The organism is Clostridium pascui (assembly GCF_016908015.1).
Lineage (GTDB): Bacteria > Bacillota > Clostridia > Clostridiales > Clostridiaceae > Clostridium_AK > Clostridium_AK pascui.
This window is the reverse complement of record NZ_JAFBDB010000005.1, coordinates 336143-355830: the sequence shown is the minus strand read 5'-3', so window position 1 is coordinate 355830 and position 19688 is coordinate 336143. Positions and strand designations below refer to the sequence as shown.

General features: G+C 30.9%; 18 protein-coding genes and 4 riboswitches. Of the genes, 15 read left to right on the top strand and 3 right to left on the bottom strand.

The features are described from left to right. Window positions 1–456: electron transfer flavoprotein subunit alpha/FixB family protein (locus JOC70_RS14200; protein WP_204599547.1), on the top strand; the 456-nt coding region annotated here is incomplete at its 5' end. A gap of 291 nt (window positions 457–747) precedes the next feature. Then, window positions 748–1191, top strand: a complete 444-nt coding sequence (locus JOC70_RS14195) for a GNAT family N-acetyltransferase (protein WP_204599546.1) — start codon at window positions 748–750, stop codon at window positions 1189–1191. Window positions 1192–1417: 226 nt separating this feature from the next. Here the strand turns inward: JOC70_RS14195 and JOC70_RS14190 are convergent, their stop codons facing one another. From JOC70_RS14190 to JOC70_RS14180, 3 genes are all read right to left on the bottom strand, one after another. Beyond that, window positions 1418–2032: a 3'-5' exonuclease gene (locus JOC70_RS14190; RefSeq protein WP_204599545.1), complete on the bottom strand. Its 615-nt coding sequence runs from the start codon at window positions 2030–2032 to the stop codon at window positions 1418–1420. A gap of 139 nt (window positions 2033–2171) precedes the next feature. Next, the gene (locus JOC70_RS14185; protein ID WP_204599566.1) at window positions 2172–3206 is read right to left on the bottom strand and encodes an NAD(P)H-dependent amine dehydrogenase family protein; all 1035 of its coding nucleotides are present in this window, start codon (window positions 3204–3206) and stop codon (window positions 2172–2174) included. Window positions 3207–3299: 93 nt separating this feature from the next. Continuing rightward, entirely contained in the window at window positions 3300–3797 is a 498-nt protein-coding gene (locus JOC70_RS14180) for a MerR family DNA-binding transcriptional regulator (protein WP_204599544.1), read from the bottom strand. Window positions 3798–3980: 183 nt separating this feature from the next. Here JOC70_RS14180 and serC point away from each other — a divergent pair, with 183 nt between their 5' ends. From serC to JOC70_RS14115, 13 genes are all read left to right on the top strand, one after another. Next, entirely contained in the window at window positions 3981–5066 is a 1086-nt protein-coding gene (gene serC, locus JOC70_RS14175) for a 3-phosphoserine/phosphohydroxythreonine transaminase (RefSeq protein ID WP_204599543.1), read from the top strand. Window positions 5067–5428: 362 nt separating this feature from the next. After that, window positions 5429–5615, top strand: a riboswitch (cobalamin riboswitch). Between the two features lie 139 nt (window positions 5616–5754). Further along, window positions 5755–7473, top strand: a complete 1719-nt coding sequence (locus tag JOC70_RS14170) for a methyl-accepting chemotaxis protein (RefSeq protein ID WP_204599542.1) — start codon at window positions 5755–5757, stop codon at window positions 7471–7473. Between the two features lie 137 nt (window positions 7474–7610). Further along, window positions 7611–7723, top strand: a riboswitch (SAM riboswitch). A 115-nt stretch (window positions 7724–7838) separates the two neighbouring features. Then, window positions 7839–9119, top strand: coding sequence for an O-acetylhomoserine aminocarboxypropyltransferase/cysteine synthase family protein (locus tag JOC70_RS14165; protein WP_204599541.1), 1281 nt, complete (start codon window positions 7839–7841; stop codon window positions 9117–9119). Window positions 9120–9196: 77 nt separating this feature from the next. Then, window positions 9197–10102: a homoserine O-acetyltransferase MetA gene (gene metA, locus JOC70_RS14160; RefSeq protein WP_204599540.1), complete on the top strand. Its 906-nt coding sequence runs from the start codon at window positions 9197–9199 to the stop codon at window positions 10100–10102. A 131-nt stretch (window positions 10103–10233) separates the two neighbouring features. Beyond that, window positions 10234–10412, top strand: a riboswitch (cobalamin riboswitch). 692 nt (window positions 10413–11104) lie between these two features. After that, window positions 11105–11338, top strand: coding sequence for a nucleoside recognition domain-containing protein (locus JOC70_RS14155; protein WP_243429141.1), 234 nt, complete (start codon window positions 11105–11107; stop codon window positions 11336–11338). 13 nt (window positions 11339–11351) lie between these two features. After that, window positions 11352–11780: a flavodoxin gene (locus JOC70_RS14150; protein WP_204599539.1), complete on the top strand. Its 429-nt coding sequence runs from the start codon at window positions 11352–11354 to the stop codon at window positions 11778–11780. Between the two features lie 188 nt (window positions 11781–11968). Next, window positions 11969–12153, top strand: a riboswitch (cobalamin riboswitch). Between the two features lie 223 nt (window positions 12154–12376). Further along, window positions 12377–13735, top strand: a complete 1359-nt coding sequence (locus tag JOC70_RS14145) for an MATE family efflux transporter (RefSeq protein WP_204599538.1) — start codon at window positions 12377–12379, stop codon at window positions 13733–13735. Window positions 13736–13737: 2 nt separating this feature from the next. Then, window positions 13738–15330 carry a nickel ABC transporter substrate-binding protein gene (gene nikA / locus JOC70_RS14140; RefSeq protein ID WP_204599537.1) on the top strand — a complete coding sequence of 531 codons (1593 nt, stop codon included), beginning with the start codon at window positions 13738–13740 and terminating at the stop codon, window positions 15328–15330. A gap of 64 nt (window positions 15331–15394) precedes the next feature. Further along, window positions 15395–16324, top strand: coding sequence for a nickel/cobalt ABC transporter permease (gene opp1B, locus JOC70_RS14135; protein WP_204599536.1), 930 nt, complete (start codon window positions 15395–15397; stop codon window positions 16322–16324). Between the two features lie 3 nt (window positions 16325–16327). Then, window positions 16328–17176, top strand: a complete 849-nt coding sequence (opp1C, locus tag JOC70_RS14130; RefSeq protein WP_204599535.1) for a nickel/cobalt ABC transporter permease — start codon at window positions 16328–16330, stop codon at window positions 17174–17176. Continuing rightward, window positions 17176–18003 carry a staphylopine uptake ABC transporter ATP-binding protein CntF gene (cntF, locus tag JOC70_RS14125; RefSeq protein WP_341534902.1) on the top strand — a complete coding sequence of 276 codons (828 nt, stop codon included), beginning with the start codon at window positions 17176–17178 and terminating at the stop codon, window positions 18001–18003. The genes opp1C and cntF overlap by 1 nt, the downstream gene beginning before the upstream one ends. Further along, window positions 17988–18746 (top strand): ABC transporter ATP-binding protein, encoded by a 759-nt coding sequence (locus JOC70_RS14120; protein WP_204599534.1) that lies wholly within the window; start codon window positions 17988–17990, stop codon window positions 18744–18746. Before cntF ends, JOC70_RS14120 begins: the two co-directional genes overlap by 16 nt. Before the next feature lie 303 nt (window positions 18747–19049). Next, the gene (locus JOC70_RS14115) at window positions 19050–19676 is read left to right on the top strand and encodes a DUF1847 domain-containing protein (protein ID WP_204599533.1); all 627 of its coding nucleotides are present in this window, start codon (window positions 19050–19052) and stop codon (window positions 19674–19676) included. Window positions 19677–19688 lie beyond the last annotated feature (12 nt).

The following is a 19688-nucleotide window of genomic DNA, read 5'->3' as shown; positions in this document are numbered from 1 at the left end:
ACAATAGCTATGGACGTAAAAGAATCTGACATCAGAACTAAGACTGAAGAAGTTGTTAAATTAGCTAAGAGTGTAGCTGATATAACTGAAGCTGAATTCATCGTATCTGGTGGTAGAGGAGTAGGAGCAAAAGAAAACTTTGCATTACTTGAAGAATTAGCTGATGTATTAGAAGGAAGCATAGGAGGATCCCGTGCTGCTATAGATAACGCTTGGATAGATAAAGCTTACCAAGTAGGACAGACTGGTAAAACAGTTAGACCTAAGATCTACATTGCAGTAGGTATTTCCGGAGCTATTCAGCATTTAGCTGGTATGCAGGATTCTGACTTTATAATAGCTATAAACAGAGATGAAAGCGCTCCGATCATGCAGATAGCGGATATAGCATTAGTAGGAGACTTCAAGAAAGTTGTTCCTGAACTAATAGCTCAAATAAAGGAAGCTAAAAACTAGCATTTATAATATATAATTGGGTCAATAAGAGTGAGAAATCCATAGTTTTCATAAATAAATATTTTAACTCAAAGCATTTTAATTTGGGTTTTCAGTGTTAAAAAACCTTGTGCTTAACATAAGTACAAGGTTTTTTAATTTAAACAAGCGAAGATAGAAAAATTAGTAAAAAGATTATAAAAGAAACTATAAATATAGAGGTAATTTGAAATCCACTAAGTTCTGCTATATTATTAATTAAGAGATAGATAGAGGTTTTTGTAAAAAGACTTTTAGCAAGGAGATATGAGAATGGAAATAAGAATAATTCTGGAAAACAAGAAACAATTTCTTGATTTATTATTATTAGCAGATGAAGATGAAGATATGATTGATAAGTATTTAGAGCAAGGGGACATGTTTGCTTTATATGATGATGATTTAAGAAGTATCTGTGTGGTAACGCAAGAAGATGCTGATATATATGAGATAAAGAATTTAGCTACATATGAAAGATACCAAGGACAAGGCTACGCAAGAACACTTGTAAAATATATTTTTGAGTGCTATAAGAATAAATGTAAGACTATGTTTGTTGGCACAGGTGATAGCCCTGCTACAATTCTATTTTATGAAGGGTGTGGATTTAAAATTTCACATAGAGTTAAAAACTTTTTTATTGATAACTACAAGTACCCGATTTTTGAAGATGGTGTACAATTAACGGATATGGTTTATTTAAAAATAGATTTATAAAAAAGAAAGAGATAATTAGTATGATGCTTAAAAGTTGTACAGGATACTTACTTAGGAAAAGAAGTTCATTCTTTTCTTCACGTATTATATAATGAGCTAGGAGTGGTGAAATAATAAATAAAATTTATATGGAAAAATTCCTCATGAGATTTCACTATAGATACGAGGCAAGCACCATAACGAAAACTTGCCTTATACTTTAAAATTAATAAAAGAGTATAATAATTTAAATACTATTAACCATATTAGTAAAATATCTTGGAGGAATGTATCCTTTTTTTATTCCTTCTGTAACTAACAAATAAGTGGCTGTGGTATCAAATCTAGCATCATGAAAGTTTGCTGTATCATCAAAAAGTTTTTTGCTTAAGACATCTATATGGGAGTGTTCTATATTAAGAAACTTAATAGCCTCTTCGAGTTTAGGTGCTTTAATGTCATTATGACTGTTTTTAAGGTTACATATATTTTTATAATAATTCATAGTACAAAATATATGTTTGCAATTGAAGTCTTCTCCACAACCCTCCAGCTCAGAGGTTAGAAACTTTATATCAAAACTGACATTATGACCTATGATAACATCTGCAGTTTGAAAGTCTAATAGAAATTCTTCTAGGCAATCTTCAAAATATCTACCATTACTTAATTTATATAATTTTTCAACGCTAAATCCATGAACTTTTTCTGCACTTGGCTCCACATATTCAACGGTGAAGAAAATATTTCTGCCAGTGGTTTTTGTTGGCTTTAAGTCAGTGTCAACAAGAATATAGCTGAGCTGACATATGCTGCCTGGTCTTAAACCTGTTGTTTCTGTATCAAAAAATATCATTTTCATATTTAAAATTCCTCCTAGGGTTGTTTCATTATATATTATAGTAGAGTGCAGAAGAAGTGACAAGAGCATAGAATCTTCGTGAGTGTAATCATATTTAAAAATTAAAGGCTAGCCACATATACATGGCTAGCTTATTTATTTACTCAATATAAAATTGCATTGGATAGGACGTATACTCAATATTTTCCATTTTTTCTACAGTATAGTAACCTGATGGTGAATTGATAACAGTAGGAATACGATTTACAATTGTTGCACATGTATGTTCAACTGTTGCTGGCTTTTTTACATAAAATACTGTATCAGGCTCACCAGTAAATTTCCAATCGCACATATCGCCATCATCAGGGCCATAAACTTTTCCAATACATTGTGTTTCAATGATAGGACCTTGGAAAGTTTCAGTAGTAACAACTGCACTCATACCAATACATTTACCTTTTGGAATGATTGTAGCAAGTGTAGATGAATATAAATCCGTATCATAAAAATATGGAACACATTTTTGAGTTTGTGATTTAATTGTCCAACCCATCTTAGAGCAAATTGCTTCGTTGGAATTCCAAACATATGAAGGTTCTAATGTTTCGGGATGAGCTATTTGTATTTCGAATTCCTCAGGTGTTAAACCCACTCCATGGGCCTTTGCAAGTGCAAGACCGTAATCTTCAACATTGTAGCTAACAGCCCCTTGTATTTTTTCAATCTTATTTACACCGCTTGCAACACATGCAATCATGTTTATCCAGAAAATATCCTGCATACCAGAGCCTGCAATAGTACAATCATATTTTTTAGCAAGAGCATCTAGTTTATTAGTGATTGCTGAGGATGTTGTCCAAGGATAAATTGCTTCTTCGCAAGTAGTAATTACATTAATACCTCGACTTACAATTTTTTTAAAGTGAGGATAAACATCAGTCATAAAACTAAACAAAGTAACGATTGCAATGTCAGCATCACATTCGTCAAGTACAGCATCAGCGTCATTTCTAATAGGTACGCCAAGCTTTACACCAAGTTCTGCCAAGTCACCAACATCCATACCAACAACAGAAGGATTTATATCAATTGCTCCAACAATTTCGGCTCCGTTTTCATATAGATAACGAAGAGTGTATTTAGACATCTTTCCACATCCGTACTGAACAACACGAACTTTTTCCTTAAACATACAAATAACCCCTTCCATTCTTAAATTATAATTATCATAGTTTAATTATAGAGGTTATAGTAAGTATAAAGTCAAATATGATTTGTTATAAGTTTAACTATATTTTATAGGGACTTGCAGACGTAAAAACATACCACGCTCATTATGCTCAAAAATAGGTAGTTCAGTTAAAACTTCACAAATGTAATCTCCAATAATGGTATATCCATTTTTTTTAACAGCATCTAAAAGTCGGTTAATATAATCTTTTTCTTTATTAAATTCATTACAATAAATACATAAATAAGTGTTAGCAGGAATTTCTAATGTAAGTTCTTTTTTTACAGAGTTCTTATCGACAAATACAAAAACTTCACTAGAGAAAAAACGTCTTTCTTCTAAATTATTTTTACGTAGTATGGTTCCCACATTACAAAAATAAATTTGAGGTAAGTTATCAGAAACAAGATTTTGCTTAATATTATAATATCGATACCCATTTCCATTATTTATAGTATCTGGTTTTAATAAACCAATCTTATCATATAATCGCAGAGTTTGTTCTGATATGCTATTTAGCTGAGCCATTTGGCCAATAGTTAATCTTTCCATAAAATCTCCCCCTGATATTTCCATTATGACAATAAAACCTTATACTTGGAATAATGTTGATAATGAGGTTGTTCTGCTTTAATATAAATAAATTTAATAATATATATATTTACAGTAGTACATAATATGAATTTTATACTATAATATATAAAACAAGGTGTACAAAACAAAGGGGGGCTTTTTATGTCAAGAGTATATAATTTTTCTGCAGGTCCGGCTGTATTACCAGAGGAAGTACTTAAAGAAGCAGCAGAGGAAATGTTAGATTATAATGGTACTGGAATGTCAGTTATGGAGATGAGTCATCGTTCTAAGGCTTTTGAAAAGATTATCGGAGATGCTGAAAAGTCTTTGAGGGATCTAATAAACATACCTGATAATTATAAAGTATTGTTTCTTCAGGGAGGAGGACACCAGCAATTTGCAATGGTTCCAATGAATTTGATGAAAAATAAAGTTGCAGACTACATTAATACAGGGCAATGGGCCAAAAGGGCTATGTTAGAAGCAAAAATATATGGAAAGGTTAATCTTATAGCTTCTTCAGAAGATAAGAATTACTCATATATACCTGATTTAAAAGAGTTAAAGATTTCTGATGATGCAGATTATGTGTATATATGTCATAACAATACGATTTATGGAACTAAATATAATGAATTGCCAGATGCAGGAGATAAGATACTAGTTGCAGATATGTCCTCAGATATTTTATCTGAACCAATAGATGTAACTAAATATGGTCTTATATTTGCAGGAGCTCAAAAGAACATAGGGCCAGCTGGAGTTGTTATAGTAATAATTCGTGAGGATTTAATTACTGAGGATGTACTACCAGGAACCCCAACTATGTTAAAATACAAAACTCATGCAGATAATAATTCATTATATAATACTCCACCAGCATATGGAATATATATGTGTGGTAAAGTATTTAAATGGCTTCAAAATAAAGGTGGACTAGAAGCAATGAAGAAAATTAATGAAGAAAAGGCTGCAATACTTTATGAATATCTTGATTCAAGCAGTATGTTTAAGGGAACGGTTGTAAAGAAGGATCGTTCTTTAATGAATGTACCTTTTATAACTGGATCAGATGAATTAGATGCTAAGTTTGTAAAAGAAGCTAAAGCAGCTGGATTTGAAAATTTGAAGGGACATAGAACTGTTGGGGGAATGAGAGCAAGTATATACAATGCTATGCCAATAGAAGGTGTAAAAGCTTTAGTCGAATTTATGAAAAAATTTGAACAAGAGAATAAGAAATAAGTTATATGTAAGTTACAAATTAAAATTTGTACTTTCATAATATAAACGAATATTTAAATGCTAAAAGCTAGTCGTTACATAACGGCTAGCTTTTTAAGATAAAATTATCATTTGTTTCAAGCCATTATTGTATACAAATAAGCTTAGATGATTTAATAATATTTGTGACAAATTGTAGAATTCATTAAAAATATTACGGGAAAATGTTGAAATATTACATAAATAAGGTTAAACTTATAAGGAAATAATAAAATATGCTATAAAAGACTAATAAGCGCTATTTATAAATATAGCATTAGTTTGATAAGCAATAAATTATGTATTGATCTTAAGGTTGAAAGATGATAGCTTTAAATAATTAATTGAATAATTTTAAAATAGGTTCAATAAATAAGTTATTTGTTGAGCAAAAGAGAAGCTGGGTGAAAGTCCCACATGGTATCGCCGCTGTAAGAGAATAGTTTTTTCAATATGCCACTGGATAGCTCTGGGAAGGGTGAAAAAACATTGACGCTCAAGTCAGAATACTGCCTATTTTAAGTTGCCAAAAACTCTACGAGACATAGAGGGAGGGGATTGAAATGATTTATGTAGATTTTCAATAAATAGCCATTTAACGATTAGTTAAAGGGCTATTTGTCATAGGATTTTTAAAGTTAAGATTTTCAAAAAAAGGGAGAGCAATAAAATGAAATTTTTCAATAATTTAGGTGTAAAGAAAAAACTTAATATAGTATTTATAATAATATGTATTTTCATACTTTTAATTGGGGCACAAGGAGTATTTAGTTCTGCAAAAATAAGTAAAAGCGCAAATGATATGTATAGTAATAATTTAATATCTATCAAAAATTTAGAGGAGACAAAGGGCAATCTAAATGAAATTAGAGCTAATATGCTTAGAATTGTTTATGAAAGAGATAGATCAAAATTAAATGAATATATAAGAACTATAGATAATTTAACAAATGAAGATATGCTATTAGAACAAGAATATCAAGCTTTACCTGAAGTATCACAGGAAGAAGAAAGAGCATATGCTGACTATAAAAATGATTTAGAAAAGTATAGGGAAGCAAGAGGTAAAGTTATAGAACTTGTGAAAGTTAATAACTATGATGAAGCAATTAAACTATATAATTCAACTGTATCACCAATAACGGATAGTATGTTTGAAAATATAAAAAAATGTGTTCAAATAAATGAAAGTCTAGCAAAGCAAGATAACATAAATAATATAGCTCAATTCAACAAAGTTAGAAACACCACTTTAATTTATACACTAATAGCATTTTTAATAATAACTTTTATGGCATATATATTAGTAAAAAATATAATGAATCCATTGAATAAAATAAAGGATTTAGCACAGAGGCTGTCAAACTATGATTTAACAGAGTCAATTGATATTACAAGAAAAGATGAATTTGGACAAACAGGTGTAGCTTTAAATATAGCACAGGAAAATGTAAGCAACTTAGTAAAAGTAATTATGGAAAACTCACAGGATATAAGTGCATCTTCTGAAGAACTTTCCTCTACTGTTGAGGAATTAGCAACAAAGGCAGAAACTATTGATGAAGCAGTAGATAATATTGCTGCAGTTATGCAGGAGTCTAGTGCTACATCACAGCAAATAAGTGCATCTGCACAAGAAGTAGATTCAAGTATTAATGTACTTTCTTCTAAAGCTATGGAAGGAAGCAGTAATGCAAATAACTTTAAAGAAAGAGCTAAAGAGGTTAAAAATAAAAGCCAGCAAGCTATAGAGGAAACTCGAAGAATATATATTGAAAAACAAAAGAATATGCTGAAGGCTATAGAAGATGGAAAGGTAGTAGATAGCATAAAAGTTATGGCAGATACTATAGGCAGTATAGCAGGACAAACTAATCTTCTTGCGTTAAATGCGGCTATAGAAGCAGCAAGAGCTGGAGAACAAGGAAGGGGTTTTGCAGTGGTAGCAGAAGAAGTAAGAAAACTTGCAGAGCAATCAGCACAAGCGGTAATAAATATTCAAGATACTATTTCTAAAGTTCAGCAGGCATTTAAAAGTAGTATTGATACAGGCAGCGATATATTAGAATTTATTAATAAACAGGTACAGGAGCAATTTGATGCCTATGGACAAACTGGTGATCAATATTATAATGACTCGGATTTTGTAAGCAAAATGTCTGAAGAAATTGCAGCTATGGCAGAAGAAATTACTGCTACAGTAGAGCAAGTTAGTGAAGCAGTACTAAATATGGCCCAGGCTTCACAAAAATCAAGTGCAGAAGCAGAAACAATAAAAATAAGTATGGATGAAAACACAAAAGCCGTAGAACAAGTAGCAATAACAGCACAAAGTCAAGCAGAACTTGCTCAAAGATTAAATGAAATAGTTCAAAGGTTTAGGATTTAGGAAACTTGAAGTAATATATTGTAAAAATTACAAATAGGGTTGATGAAAATGTTGGTTTAAATGATATATAAAGTAAAAAATGCTTGACATATTATAAATTTATATGTTAAATTAATTTAAAATTAAATAAAAAATTAATCTTATCAAGAGTGGTTGAGGGACTGGCCCGATGAAACCCAGCAACAGCTAGTTTAAAACGTTAAACTGGAAATGTGCTAATTCCTACAGGAAATATCCTGAAAGATAAGAAGAGGAGTAGACTATCTAAATTAATAGTCTATTGTATGGCTATACATAACCGCTTTTTATCGTAAGATTAAAGCGGTTTTTTATTTTTATATAAATAAATTTAAGGGGGAAACATAATGAAAAATAATTTTAACAAGGGGACAATATGTGTTCAAGGAGGATATAAGCCTAATTCAGGAGAACCAAGGATTTTACCGATTTATCAAAGTACAACATATAAATACGATGATCCAGATGAAGTAGCAGCATTATTTGATTTGAAAGCAGAAGGACATATGTACTCAAGAATAAGTAATCCAACCGTAGCCGCCTTTGAAGAAAAGGTTAATGAACTAGAAGGTGGCGTTGGAGCTCTTGCAGTATCTTCAGGACAAACTGCAACTGCCCTATCTATATTAAATATTTGTAAAAACGGTGAGCATATTGTAGCAGCCTCAACTCTTTATGGAGGAACCTTCTCACTGTTATCAACAACTTTAAAAAAGTTTGGAATCAATGTAACTTTTGTTAATCCGGATGCTAGTGAAGAGGAAATATTAACCTGTTTTAAGGATAGTACTAGGGCAATCTTTGGAGAAACAATAGGAAATCCGGGATTAAATATATTAGACTTTGAAAAATTTGCAACAGTTGCAAAGAAAAAAGAAGTGCCATTTATTGTGGACAATACCTTAGCAACACCATATTTATGTAATCCACTTGAGCATGGAGCAAATATAGTTATTCATTCTACAACAAAATATATTGACGGCCATGCAACTAGTATAGGGGGAATCATTGTAGATGGAGGAAATTTTAACTGGGAAAATAGAAAATATCCTGAGTTTACAGAACCAGATCCAAGTTACCACGGAATTAAATATGTTGAAACTTTTAAAAATGCGGCATATATAGTAAAAGCACGTGTTCAGCTATTAAGAGATTTTGGGGCGTGCACAAGTCCTTTTAATGCATTTTTGTTCAATCTAGGGGTTGAAACACTTCATTTAAGAATGGAAAGGCACAGCTATAATGCTTTAAAATTGGGACAGTACCTAGAAAATCATGAAAAGGTTAGTTGGGTAAGTTATCCTTTACTTGAAAGTCATGCTAGCTATAACTTAGCTAAGAAATATTTACCTAAAGGTGCTAGTGGTATTTTAACCTTTGGAATAAAAGGTGGAGTTGAAGGAGGAAAACAGTTCATTAGAAATTTGAAATTGGCAGCTTTAGTTGTGCATTTAGGGGATGCACGAACATCAGTAATTCATCCAGCTAGTACAACTCATAGACAGCTTAATGAAGAAGAACAGTTGGCTTCAGGAGTTACATCAGACTTGATAAGAGTTTCTGTAGGAATTGAAGATATTGAAGATATTATAAAGGACTTTAATCAAGCTCTAGAAAATTTGGATTAAAAATTAGTTTTTTAATTTGTCATTTTATATAACTAATAAAGTAACTCTAAGATTAATAAGATAAGGAGAATGTTAATATGCCAATTATAATTCCGGAAAATCTTCCAGCATCAAAGATTCTTACAGAAGAGAATGTATTTGTAATGCATGAAAATAGAGCATTACATCAAGATATTAGACCTTTAAAAATAGCAATACTAAATTTAATGCCAACTAAGATACAAACAGAAAATCAGCTTTTAAGACTTTTAGGTAATACTCCTCTTCAAGTAAATATAAAACTTTTACATATAGAGGAGCATAAATCAAAGAATACATCAGAAGAACACTTAGAGAACTTCTACTACTCTTTTAAAGATGTTAAAGATGAAAGATTCGATGGAATGATAATAACAGGAGCCCCTATTGAACATCTTGATTTTGAAGATGTAGATTATTGGAATGAGTTAAAGGAAATTATGGATTTTTCCAAAACTAATGTAACATCAACCCTTCATATATGTTGGGCAGCGCAAGCAGGACTTTATCATCATTTTGGAATTCACAAGCATCATCTTTCAAAAAAAATGTTTGGTGTTTTTACTCATAAAGTTTTAGACAATAAAGTTAAGCTTTTGAGAGGATTTGATAATGAATTTTATGCACCGCATTCAAGACATACTGAAGTTTTAAAAAAAGATATAGAAGAATTAAATGAACTTGAAATTTTAGCTGAATCAATTGAAGCAGGGGTATATATAGTAGCCTCAAAAGATGAAAGGCAAATATTTATAACTGGACACTCAGAATATGATCCACTAACTTTAAAGTTGGAATATGATAGAGACATTTCAAATGGATTAGAAATAGATGTGCCTAAGAATTACTTCTTAGATAATGATCCCAATAAAGATGTTATTGTAAAATGGAGAGCTCATGCAAATTTACTATTTTCAAATTGGCTGAATTACTATGTTTATCAAGAAACACCATATGAAATTTAAAAATATCAAATTATATAATAATTATGGAAATTTTCTAGAGATTATTTTAATTGTATTATGAATTTAAGTAATATTTGGAAAATTTTATTGACAAATGAAATCTATAAACTATAATGAGAATTGGGAATAAAATTAAATAATTAAATCTAGGTGCTAATATTTTATTAGTGAAAAGGGAAGCAGGTGAAAATCCTGCACGGTCCCGCCGCTGTAACAGAGGAGCTTTACTGAATTGCCACGGAAGTTTTCGGAAGGTTAGATAAAGCTGTGATACTGAAGTCAGAAGACCTGCCTATATTTTTGCTACACTTAACTCTACGGTGAATAGAGAAGGTGTTTTTGTTTTGTATAAATAAAAGCCCTTCTTAATACGTATAGAGTTAAGAAGGGCTTTTTTATTAGTACAGCTGTGGACGGTGTAATAAAAAAACATTAGTTCGAGCAGTTGTACATATGGGGTACTTCTAAATGGAGATGATTTAATAATTATCCCTAGATTTGTTTCTAAGGAGGCCTTAATTCACAACACATAATATATTTAGCTAAGGTATTTAAAAGCATAAATATATGTGAAGATGCTCTATATTGAACAATTTGTTCGATATAGGGCATTTTTGTGTGCAATTTGAAATAGTTATACAGTAAATCTTAGTAAAGGTAAACAATGGTTCTATTTTAAAGACCTGATTCAAATAAGGCTTTAAGAAAAAATTTCAATTTAATACAATAAAATGAGTTAAAGGTATTTACAAGTATAAAGAAAAGGAGTATAGTAATAATATAAATGATATTGAATATCATTATCATTTAATAAAAACATATTGATAATTAATATAAAAAGATATGATGGGAGTGTAAAATTTGATAAGTTTAAGTGAAGTTGAAATCAACAAAAGAGTTAAAGTAGTTCAATCAAATGGTTAGGCATACCTATTTTTGCTGCCATAATGTTTTTTTATTTACCAAGCTTCCATAACCTTTGGAAATGGATTCTTAGGAGGAATGGTTGATGAAGTATTTGGATTCTTTCCTATGATACTTACTATGCATTTTCTTATAGCTTTACTTGAAGATAGTGGGTATATGGCAAGAACTGCTTATATAGTGGACAGATTCATGAATGTAGTAGGTCTTCATGGCAAAACTGCAGTTTCATTAATAATAGGTGGAGGATGTAATGTAGCTGTTATTAATATCTTAAATTCAAAACTAATATATAATAAAATAATTTTTTAAGGAGGGAAATAATATGAAAAAGGTAGTAATTATTTATTGGAGTGGTACAGGAAATACAGAGTCTATGGCAGCAGCGGTTATGGAAGGTGCTAAAATAGAAGATACAAACGTAAGATTGCTTAGTGTAGGTGAAGCAAAAATAGAAGATGTTTTAGAAGCAGACGCAGTAGCTTTTGGATGCCCATCCATGGGAGCCGAACAGCTTGAAGAGGCAGAAATGGAACCATTTATTGAGTCAATTTCAGATGCAGTTAAAGGTAAGGATACTATATTATTTGGCTCATATGGGTGGGGTAATGGTGAGTGGATGATAGAGTGGCAAGAAAGAATGGAGCAATATGGTGCAAAAATTTTAGTAGAAGGGCTTATTGTTAATAATATGCCTGATGATGAAGGCTTAGATAAATGCAAGAGATTAGGTGAGATATTGGCAAAAGCTTAAAATGAAGTTGATTATTAAGAAGATGGAGTTTTAGACTACTATGTAAAAAATTACATAGTATCAATAAATTTCCAATGTTTATAAAATTATCGACAAATTATTGATAAGTCATTGACAAAGTATTGATGTAAGGAGTATACTTATACACAAATGCTTGACAATATTTCCAATATTAAAGATATTTAAAAATTAAATATAAAATTTTAGATTCTTAATAAAGATTAATAGGGAAAGAGGTGAGAATCCTCTACAGCCCCTGCTACTGTAAGGCAGACGAAACTTTTATTAACCACTGTGATACTAAGATGTCATGGGAAGGGAAAGGAGTAGGTTGAAGCTAAGTCAGGAAACCTGTCTAAAATTATTTTAAGTAAATTTCTTCGGGGAGGGAGAAAGTTTCTTTAGCATGCTAATAAATATATTTATATTAGATTTATTATTATGTAAATTAGGAGCCTAACTCGAGAGTTAGGCTTTTTATTTTGCAATTTTAAATACTATATATTGTTATTTTATTATCATTGTTAAAATTAAGTTTAGGAGGTGACTATAGAAGAAGCTAGTATAAACTTAGAAATCTTAAACAGGAGGGAGATATGAGTTCTAAATTAACTCATAAGGAATATCTAATGTTAGCAATTCCTTTTATTATTTCTACCATTACGCAGCCTCTACTAGGTGCAGTAGATACTGCTGTAGTTGGAAGATTGTCTAATTCCACATATATTGGAAGTGTGTCCATAGGGACAGTAATATTTAATACAATATATTGGATTTTTGGATTTTTAAGAGTAAGTACTTCAGCGTATTCCGCTCAAGCTCTTGGATCTAATGATGATAAAGACGGGATGCTTGCATTTATTAGGCCAATGTTTATTGCCATTGTATTAGGTTTTACATTTATTCTATTTCAGAACATAATTGGAGATTTTGCATTATCAATACTTAAACCCAGTGAAGATATAAAAAATCTCGCACTTAAGTATTTTTCTATTTTAATTTGGGGAGCACCATTGGTACTTGGAAATTATGTTATTCTTGGATGGCTAATGGGACAAGCAAAATTAAAAGAATCATTATTTATGCAGATTACCACTAATGTAGTGAATATAGTGCTAGATTTATTATTAGTACAAGTATTTAATTATAATGTAGCAGGCGTTGCAGTGGCAACACTTATATCTCAAATAATAGGTTTTGGCATAGGCTGTATTTTAATGATTAACTGTGATAATTTTAGTTTTAAGAATCTAACAAAAGAAGTTATATTTGATAAACAAGCTTTTAAAAGTATTATGAAGTGTAATACAGATCTTATGATACGAACCATATGCTTATTAATTACTACGAACATGTTTATTGCAAAGGGTGCAGAGCTTGGTTCTGATATATTGGCCGCTAATTCCATATTATTTCAAATACAGTATATTATGGCGTATGCCTTTGACGGATTAGCTAATGCATCTAGTGTGTTTGCAGGTAAGGCAATTGGTAAAGACGATAAAGAACTATTTGATTTAAATATTAAGAGAAGTGGACAATGGTCTATGATTTTTGTAATTATTCTTACTTCAATGTATTTTTTTGGAAAGAGTGTTTTGATGACATTGTTTACCAATATAGAAGAAGTACTTAATTTAATATCGATATTTGATAAATATCTATTATGGTTTCCGTTATTTGCAGCTGTGGGATTGGTGTACTATGGAATATTTAGTGGGGCAACAGAAACTAAGCCTATACGTAATTCCATGATACTTAGCTTAATAGCATTTTTAATAGCAGATAAATTGCTTATATCGACAATAGGTATGGGTAATCATGGACTATGGATAGCCTTTTTAATATTTTGCTTAAGCAGGTCAGTATTTTTAATTATGTATTTACCTTATACGAGAAAAAGATTGAATTTTAAAAAATATTCAAATGTTAAATGTATAAAATTGGAGGGTTAAAAATGAAATTTAAAAAAATTATAGTACTTGCACTTACATCAGTAATGTGCTTTGCAGTAGGGTGCTCAAATAGTGCCAAGAAAAGTGAGGATAAAAAGAATAAAGATGAAATAGTTTATGCAAGTACAAAGGATATTAGAGACATAAATCCTCATCTTTATTCAGGGGAAATGGCAGCTCAAAACATGATGTTTGAATCCTTAGTAATTAATACTAAGGACGGTGTAAAACCTTGGCTAGCTGAAAGCTGGGAGATATCTAAGGATGGACGTGAGTATACTTTTCATCTAAGAAAAGGTGTAAGCTTTACAGATGGAGAAGCTTTTAATGCAAAGGTTGTTAAATTAAATATGGATGCTATTGTTGCAAATAAAGAACGTCATGCATGGCTTGATCTTGTAAATGAAATTAAAAGCAATGAAGTAGTTGACGAATATACATATAAGTTAGTTTTAAAACATGCATATTATCCAACTCTTGAAGAAATGGCACTTACACGTCCATTTAGATTCATTTCTCCTAAATGTTTTATTAATGGAACTACAAAAGATGGGGTAAATGGATACATTGGAACAGGTCCATGGGTGCTTTCAGAACATAAAGCTAATCAATATGCAACCTTTACAGTAAACAAAAATTATTGGGGAGAAAAACCAAAAGTAAGTTCTGTAAAATGGAAGGTTATGCCTGATCATCAAACAATATTATTAGGATTAGAAAAAGGAGAAATTGACCTTTTATTTGGTTCTGATGGAGATATGATTGACCTTGATTCTTTCAAGAAACTAGAGAAAGATGGTAAATATGCTGCTATAATGAGTGATCCAGTTGCATCTAGAGCAATTCTTTTAAATTCAAAGAAAGAAATTACTGGGGATGTGAAGTTTAGAGAAGCAGTTCAATATGCAGTTGATAAAAAGTCTATTGCAGAGGGTGTTTTAAATGGTTCAGAAGCAGTTGCTGACACATTATTATCTAAAACAATAAAATATTGCGATGTAGATTTAAAAACACGTTCATATGATATAGAAAAGGCAAAAAGTCTTTTAGAAGAAGCAGGATGGAAGATGGAAAGTGACGGATATAGATATAAAAATGGTAAAAAATGCGAAGTAACAATTTCACTTAACTCTAACAATGCACAAGAACGTACTATTAGTGAATATATTCAAAACGATTTTAAAGCAGTAGGTATTAGTCTTAAAATTTTAGGAGAAGAAAAACAAGCTTTTCTTGATCGTCAGAAATCAGGAGAATTTGATCTTCAATACTCACTTTCTTGGGGTACTCCATATGATCCACAATCTTACCTATCCTCATGGCGTATACCAGCTCATGGCGATTACCAAGCGCAAGCAGGTATAGAGAAAAAGAAGTGGTTGGATGAAACTATTACAGCTATTATGATTGAACAAAATGAAGATACTCGTAAGACAATGTATAAAGATGTTTTAACATATATTAATGATCAATGTGTATATATTCCTCTTACTTACTCTAGAACAAAAGTAGTACATGTTAACGGATTAAAAGGAGTTACTTTCAATCCATCTCAATACGAAATACCATTTGAAAAGATGTACTTTGAAAAATAATTAGATTTAATAAAGGCAAATTGTATATTTGCCTTTATTCTATATAATGTTTGGGAGAGATAAAATGAAAAATTATATAAGAAAAAGAATATTGAGTATAATACCTATATTAATAGGAATTTCATTTCTATCATTTGTGATAATTAATCTTGGCTCTAGTGATCCTGCAGAGGTTGCTCTTAGAGTAAATGAAGTAACACCAACAGATGAAGCAGTTCAGCAGATGAGGAATAAATTAGGATTAGATAAACCTTTTTTTGAAAGATATACAATATGGCTTGGGGATAGTTTGAAAGGTGATTTTGGAGAAAGCTATGTAAATAATAAACCAGTTATAGGAGAAATTAGACAGGCACTTCCAGCTACTCTTTCTTTAGCATCAGTATCTTTAGTAATTACTATTTTAATTAGTGTAACAGTAGGGGTGCTCTGTGCTGTTTATGAAGGTAGCATTGGAGATAAAATAACAAGGGGAATTGTATTTTTAGGTACTGCTATGCCAAGCTTTTGGGTGGGATTACTTTTAATATGGATTTTTTCAGTTAAGCTAAACCTTTTTCCTACAAGTGGAATGGAAACAGTAAGCTCTATTGTTCTTCCAGCAGTTACATTATCTCTTGCATATATTTCAACTTATGTAAGATTAATAAGAAATAATATGATACAAAATAAACAAGAAAACTATGTACTTTACGGAAGAGTTAGAGGTCTTAAAGAAAGTACAATCATAAAGCATATATTTAAAAATTCACTTCAATCTTCAATTACAGCCCTTGGAATGTCAATTCCCAAGCTTATAGCGGGAACAGTTATAGTAGAAAATATTTTTGCATGGCCTGGTATAGGAAGGTTATGTGTAACAGCTATATTTAATAGAGATTATCCTATTATACAGGCATACATACTTATTATGGCAGTGATGTTTGTTCTTTGTAATTTATTAGTTGATGTATTTAGTGCATCAATTGATCCGAGAATGAGAAAGGAGGCATAGAGTATGGTAGTGTGGAAACGACTTAAATCGGATAAACTTGCCATAGTCTGTATTATAATTTTATGTGTTATATTAATAGCTGGTATTTTAGCCCCAGTAGTTAGTCCTAATAATCCTATAGAAGTAAATGTAAAACAGAAATTTGCAGCTATGAGCATGAAATATCCATTTGGAACAGATAATTTAGGAAGATGTATATTGTCAAGAATGTTATATGGTATTCGTACAACGGTCATGTTAGCAATAGTCACTATGATAACAACCATTTGCATAGGTACTATTTTAGGAATGATTTCAGGCTTCTTTCGAGGATTTATAGATGAAGTTATTATGAGAATTTGTGATATTATGTTATCATTCCCAAGCGAAGTTATGATACTTGCAATAGTGGGAATACTTGGGCCAGGACTTTTTAATGTAGTAATTGCTAATATTATAGCTAAATGGGCGTGGTATACCAGAATGATTAGATCTATTATTATACAATATACTGATAAAAATTACATAAAATTTGCAAAGGTCTCTGGATGTAGTACATGGCATATTATGAAAAAACATCTAGTACCTGGAGTTGTTGGAGAAATTGGAGTACTTGCAACTCTTGATACAGGATGGGTTATTTTAAATATTTCAGCATTATCATTTTTAGGATTAGGTGTACAAGCTCCAACTCCAGAATGGGGAATGATGCTAAACGAAGCAAAAAATATTATGACAACTCACCCTACTCAAATGTTAGCACCTGGTATTGCAATACTTATTGTTGTTGCAGCATTTAACTTCTTAGGAGATAGTCTGCAAGTGGCTTTAGATCCTAAAAAACATAGTAAAATGAAAGGGGTGACTGAATAGTGAGTTTGTTAGAGGTTAAAAATCTTTTTATAGAAGATATAAGAAATAATGAAGCAATAGTTAGCGATGTGAGCTTTGAACTTAAGTGTAATACTTGCTTAGGAATTGTAGGGGAAAGTGGAAGTGGTAAATCTATGACAACTAAAGCAATATTAGGGCTTACAAATCCATGGCTAAAAGTTACTGGAAGTGCAAAATTTAAGGATATAGAATTACTAAAGGAAAATAGTGATACTATTCGTAAAATAAGGGGTAAGAATATTTGCATGATACTTCAAGACGCTATGTCAGCTTTTGACCCTCTTTATACCATTGGATATCAAATGATTGAAACCTTGTGTGAAAATATAAACCTTCCTAAAAAAGAAGCAGAAAAAATTTCTATTGAAGCTTTAGAGAAGATGTATATTAATGAGCCTAAACAGGTAATTAGAAAATATCCTCATCAGCTTTCGGGAGGTATGCTTCAAAGATGTATGATTGCCTTAGCTATGGCTATGAAACCTGATATTATAATAGCTGATGAGCCTACAACAGCATTAGATTCTATTAATCAACGTGAAGTAGTAGAAGAATTTAAGCGGCTTAAGGAAATGACAGGCACCTCAGTAATTTTTATATCTCATGACTTAGGCGTTGTACAGCATCTAGCTCAAGATATACTTGTAATGAAGAACGGAAAATGTGTAGAATGTGGGAAGGCTAGTGAAGTTTTTAAAAATCCTAAACATGAATATACTAAATATTTAATTGATACTAGATTAAGGTTTACAGATTCATTTCGCAAATCTATGATTTTGGAGGATGAAGTATGTTGCTGCAAGTAAAGGATGTTTATAAAAGCTATTCTAAAATTGGATTAACCAAGGGTAAAGATAAACTAAATGTTTTGCAAGGTATTAGCTTTTCAGTGAAGAAAGGCGATTGTGTAGGGCTTATAGGAGAGAGTGGAAGTGGAAAAAGTACTCTTAGTCGTTTAATATTAGGACTAGAAAAAGCAAATAGCGGAAGTATAACTATTGAAGGACAACCAGTGAAAAAATGGATAAAAGAAAATCAGGGACAAATGAGTGTAGTATTTCAAGACTATACATCCTCTGCAAATCCTAGGTTTACAATAAAAGAAGTTATAGCTGAACCACTTATTGCTCTTGGGAAAAATGATAAAACTCAAGAAAAAGTAAAAGAACTTTTAGATAGAGTAGGACTATCTGCATCTTTAATGGATAGATATCCACATGAATTAAGTGGAGGACAATTACAGCGTGTGTGTATTGCTAGAGCTATTTCTACAAGGCCTAGATTTATGGTGCTTGATGAAGCAATAAGTTCATTGGATGTATCAATACAAGCGCAAATACTTGAATTACTTAGGGATTTAAAGCGTGATTTGGATATGACATATTTATTTATAGCTCACGATTTACAGGCGGTGGCTAGTTTATGTGATGAAGTTCTATTTTTATATAAGGGAAAAATTGTAGAAAGTATCTCTAGTAATAATCTTGCAAATGCAAAAAATGAATATGCGCAAAAACTACTTAATTCAGTTATATCTTTTAGCGTATAATTAATACTAAAGGATTTAAATATATCAAAGCTTAAAATTCATTTTAATTAAATTTAAGCTTTGATATATTTTTATGATTGGCATTTAAGAGTGTATTGAAAATTTAAAAATGTTAATGTCAATAAACTAAAACTATATAAATTGTTGGATTGTGGTGATATTTAGGAGAACTTTAAGTATTTATTGCAAATTTTCTGAATATAATATTATAATTAATATATATAACTAAAATTTAAATTTTTATTATTTAAATTAAATAGGAGAATAAAAGTAAAAAAACAATTTTAAAATAGAGGTGGGAATATGTTATATACTTGTGGTATGTGCAGTGAACATAACTGTAAAAGGGGAGAGCTTCAGAAATTACCTAGCAATTGTCCATGTAATGAAAAAGAAGAACAGGAAAAACTAAAGAAGTTATATCTTCAAGAAGAAAACTATAAATTAGCATATAATTCTGCATTAGTTGAAGCGGAAGGATACTGTAAAAAAACAAGACTTGAAGAGATAATGGATTTTGCGAACAAATGCAAATATAAAAAGCTTGGAGTAGCATTTTGCATAGGTTTAAGTAATGAAGCAAAGATGTTATGTAAAATATTAAAGCATAATGGATTCGGGGTTGACTCAATAGTGTGCAAAAATGGAAGTATACCTAAAGATTTTTTGGAAATTAAAGATAGTGAAAAAGTGAGACCAGGAACTTATGAACCAATGTGCAATCCTATAGGACAGGCTAATTTTTTAAATAATGTAAAAACAGATTTGAATATTATGCTTGGATTATGTGTAGGACACGATTCTTTATTTATAAAATATTCTGAGGCACCTGTAACTGTTTTTGCAGTTAAGGATAGAGTGCTTGCACACAACCCTTTAGGATCACTGTATCTTTCAGAGGGATATTATAAAAACAAGTTGTATAAATAATGAGAAGATTAT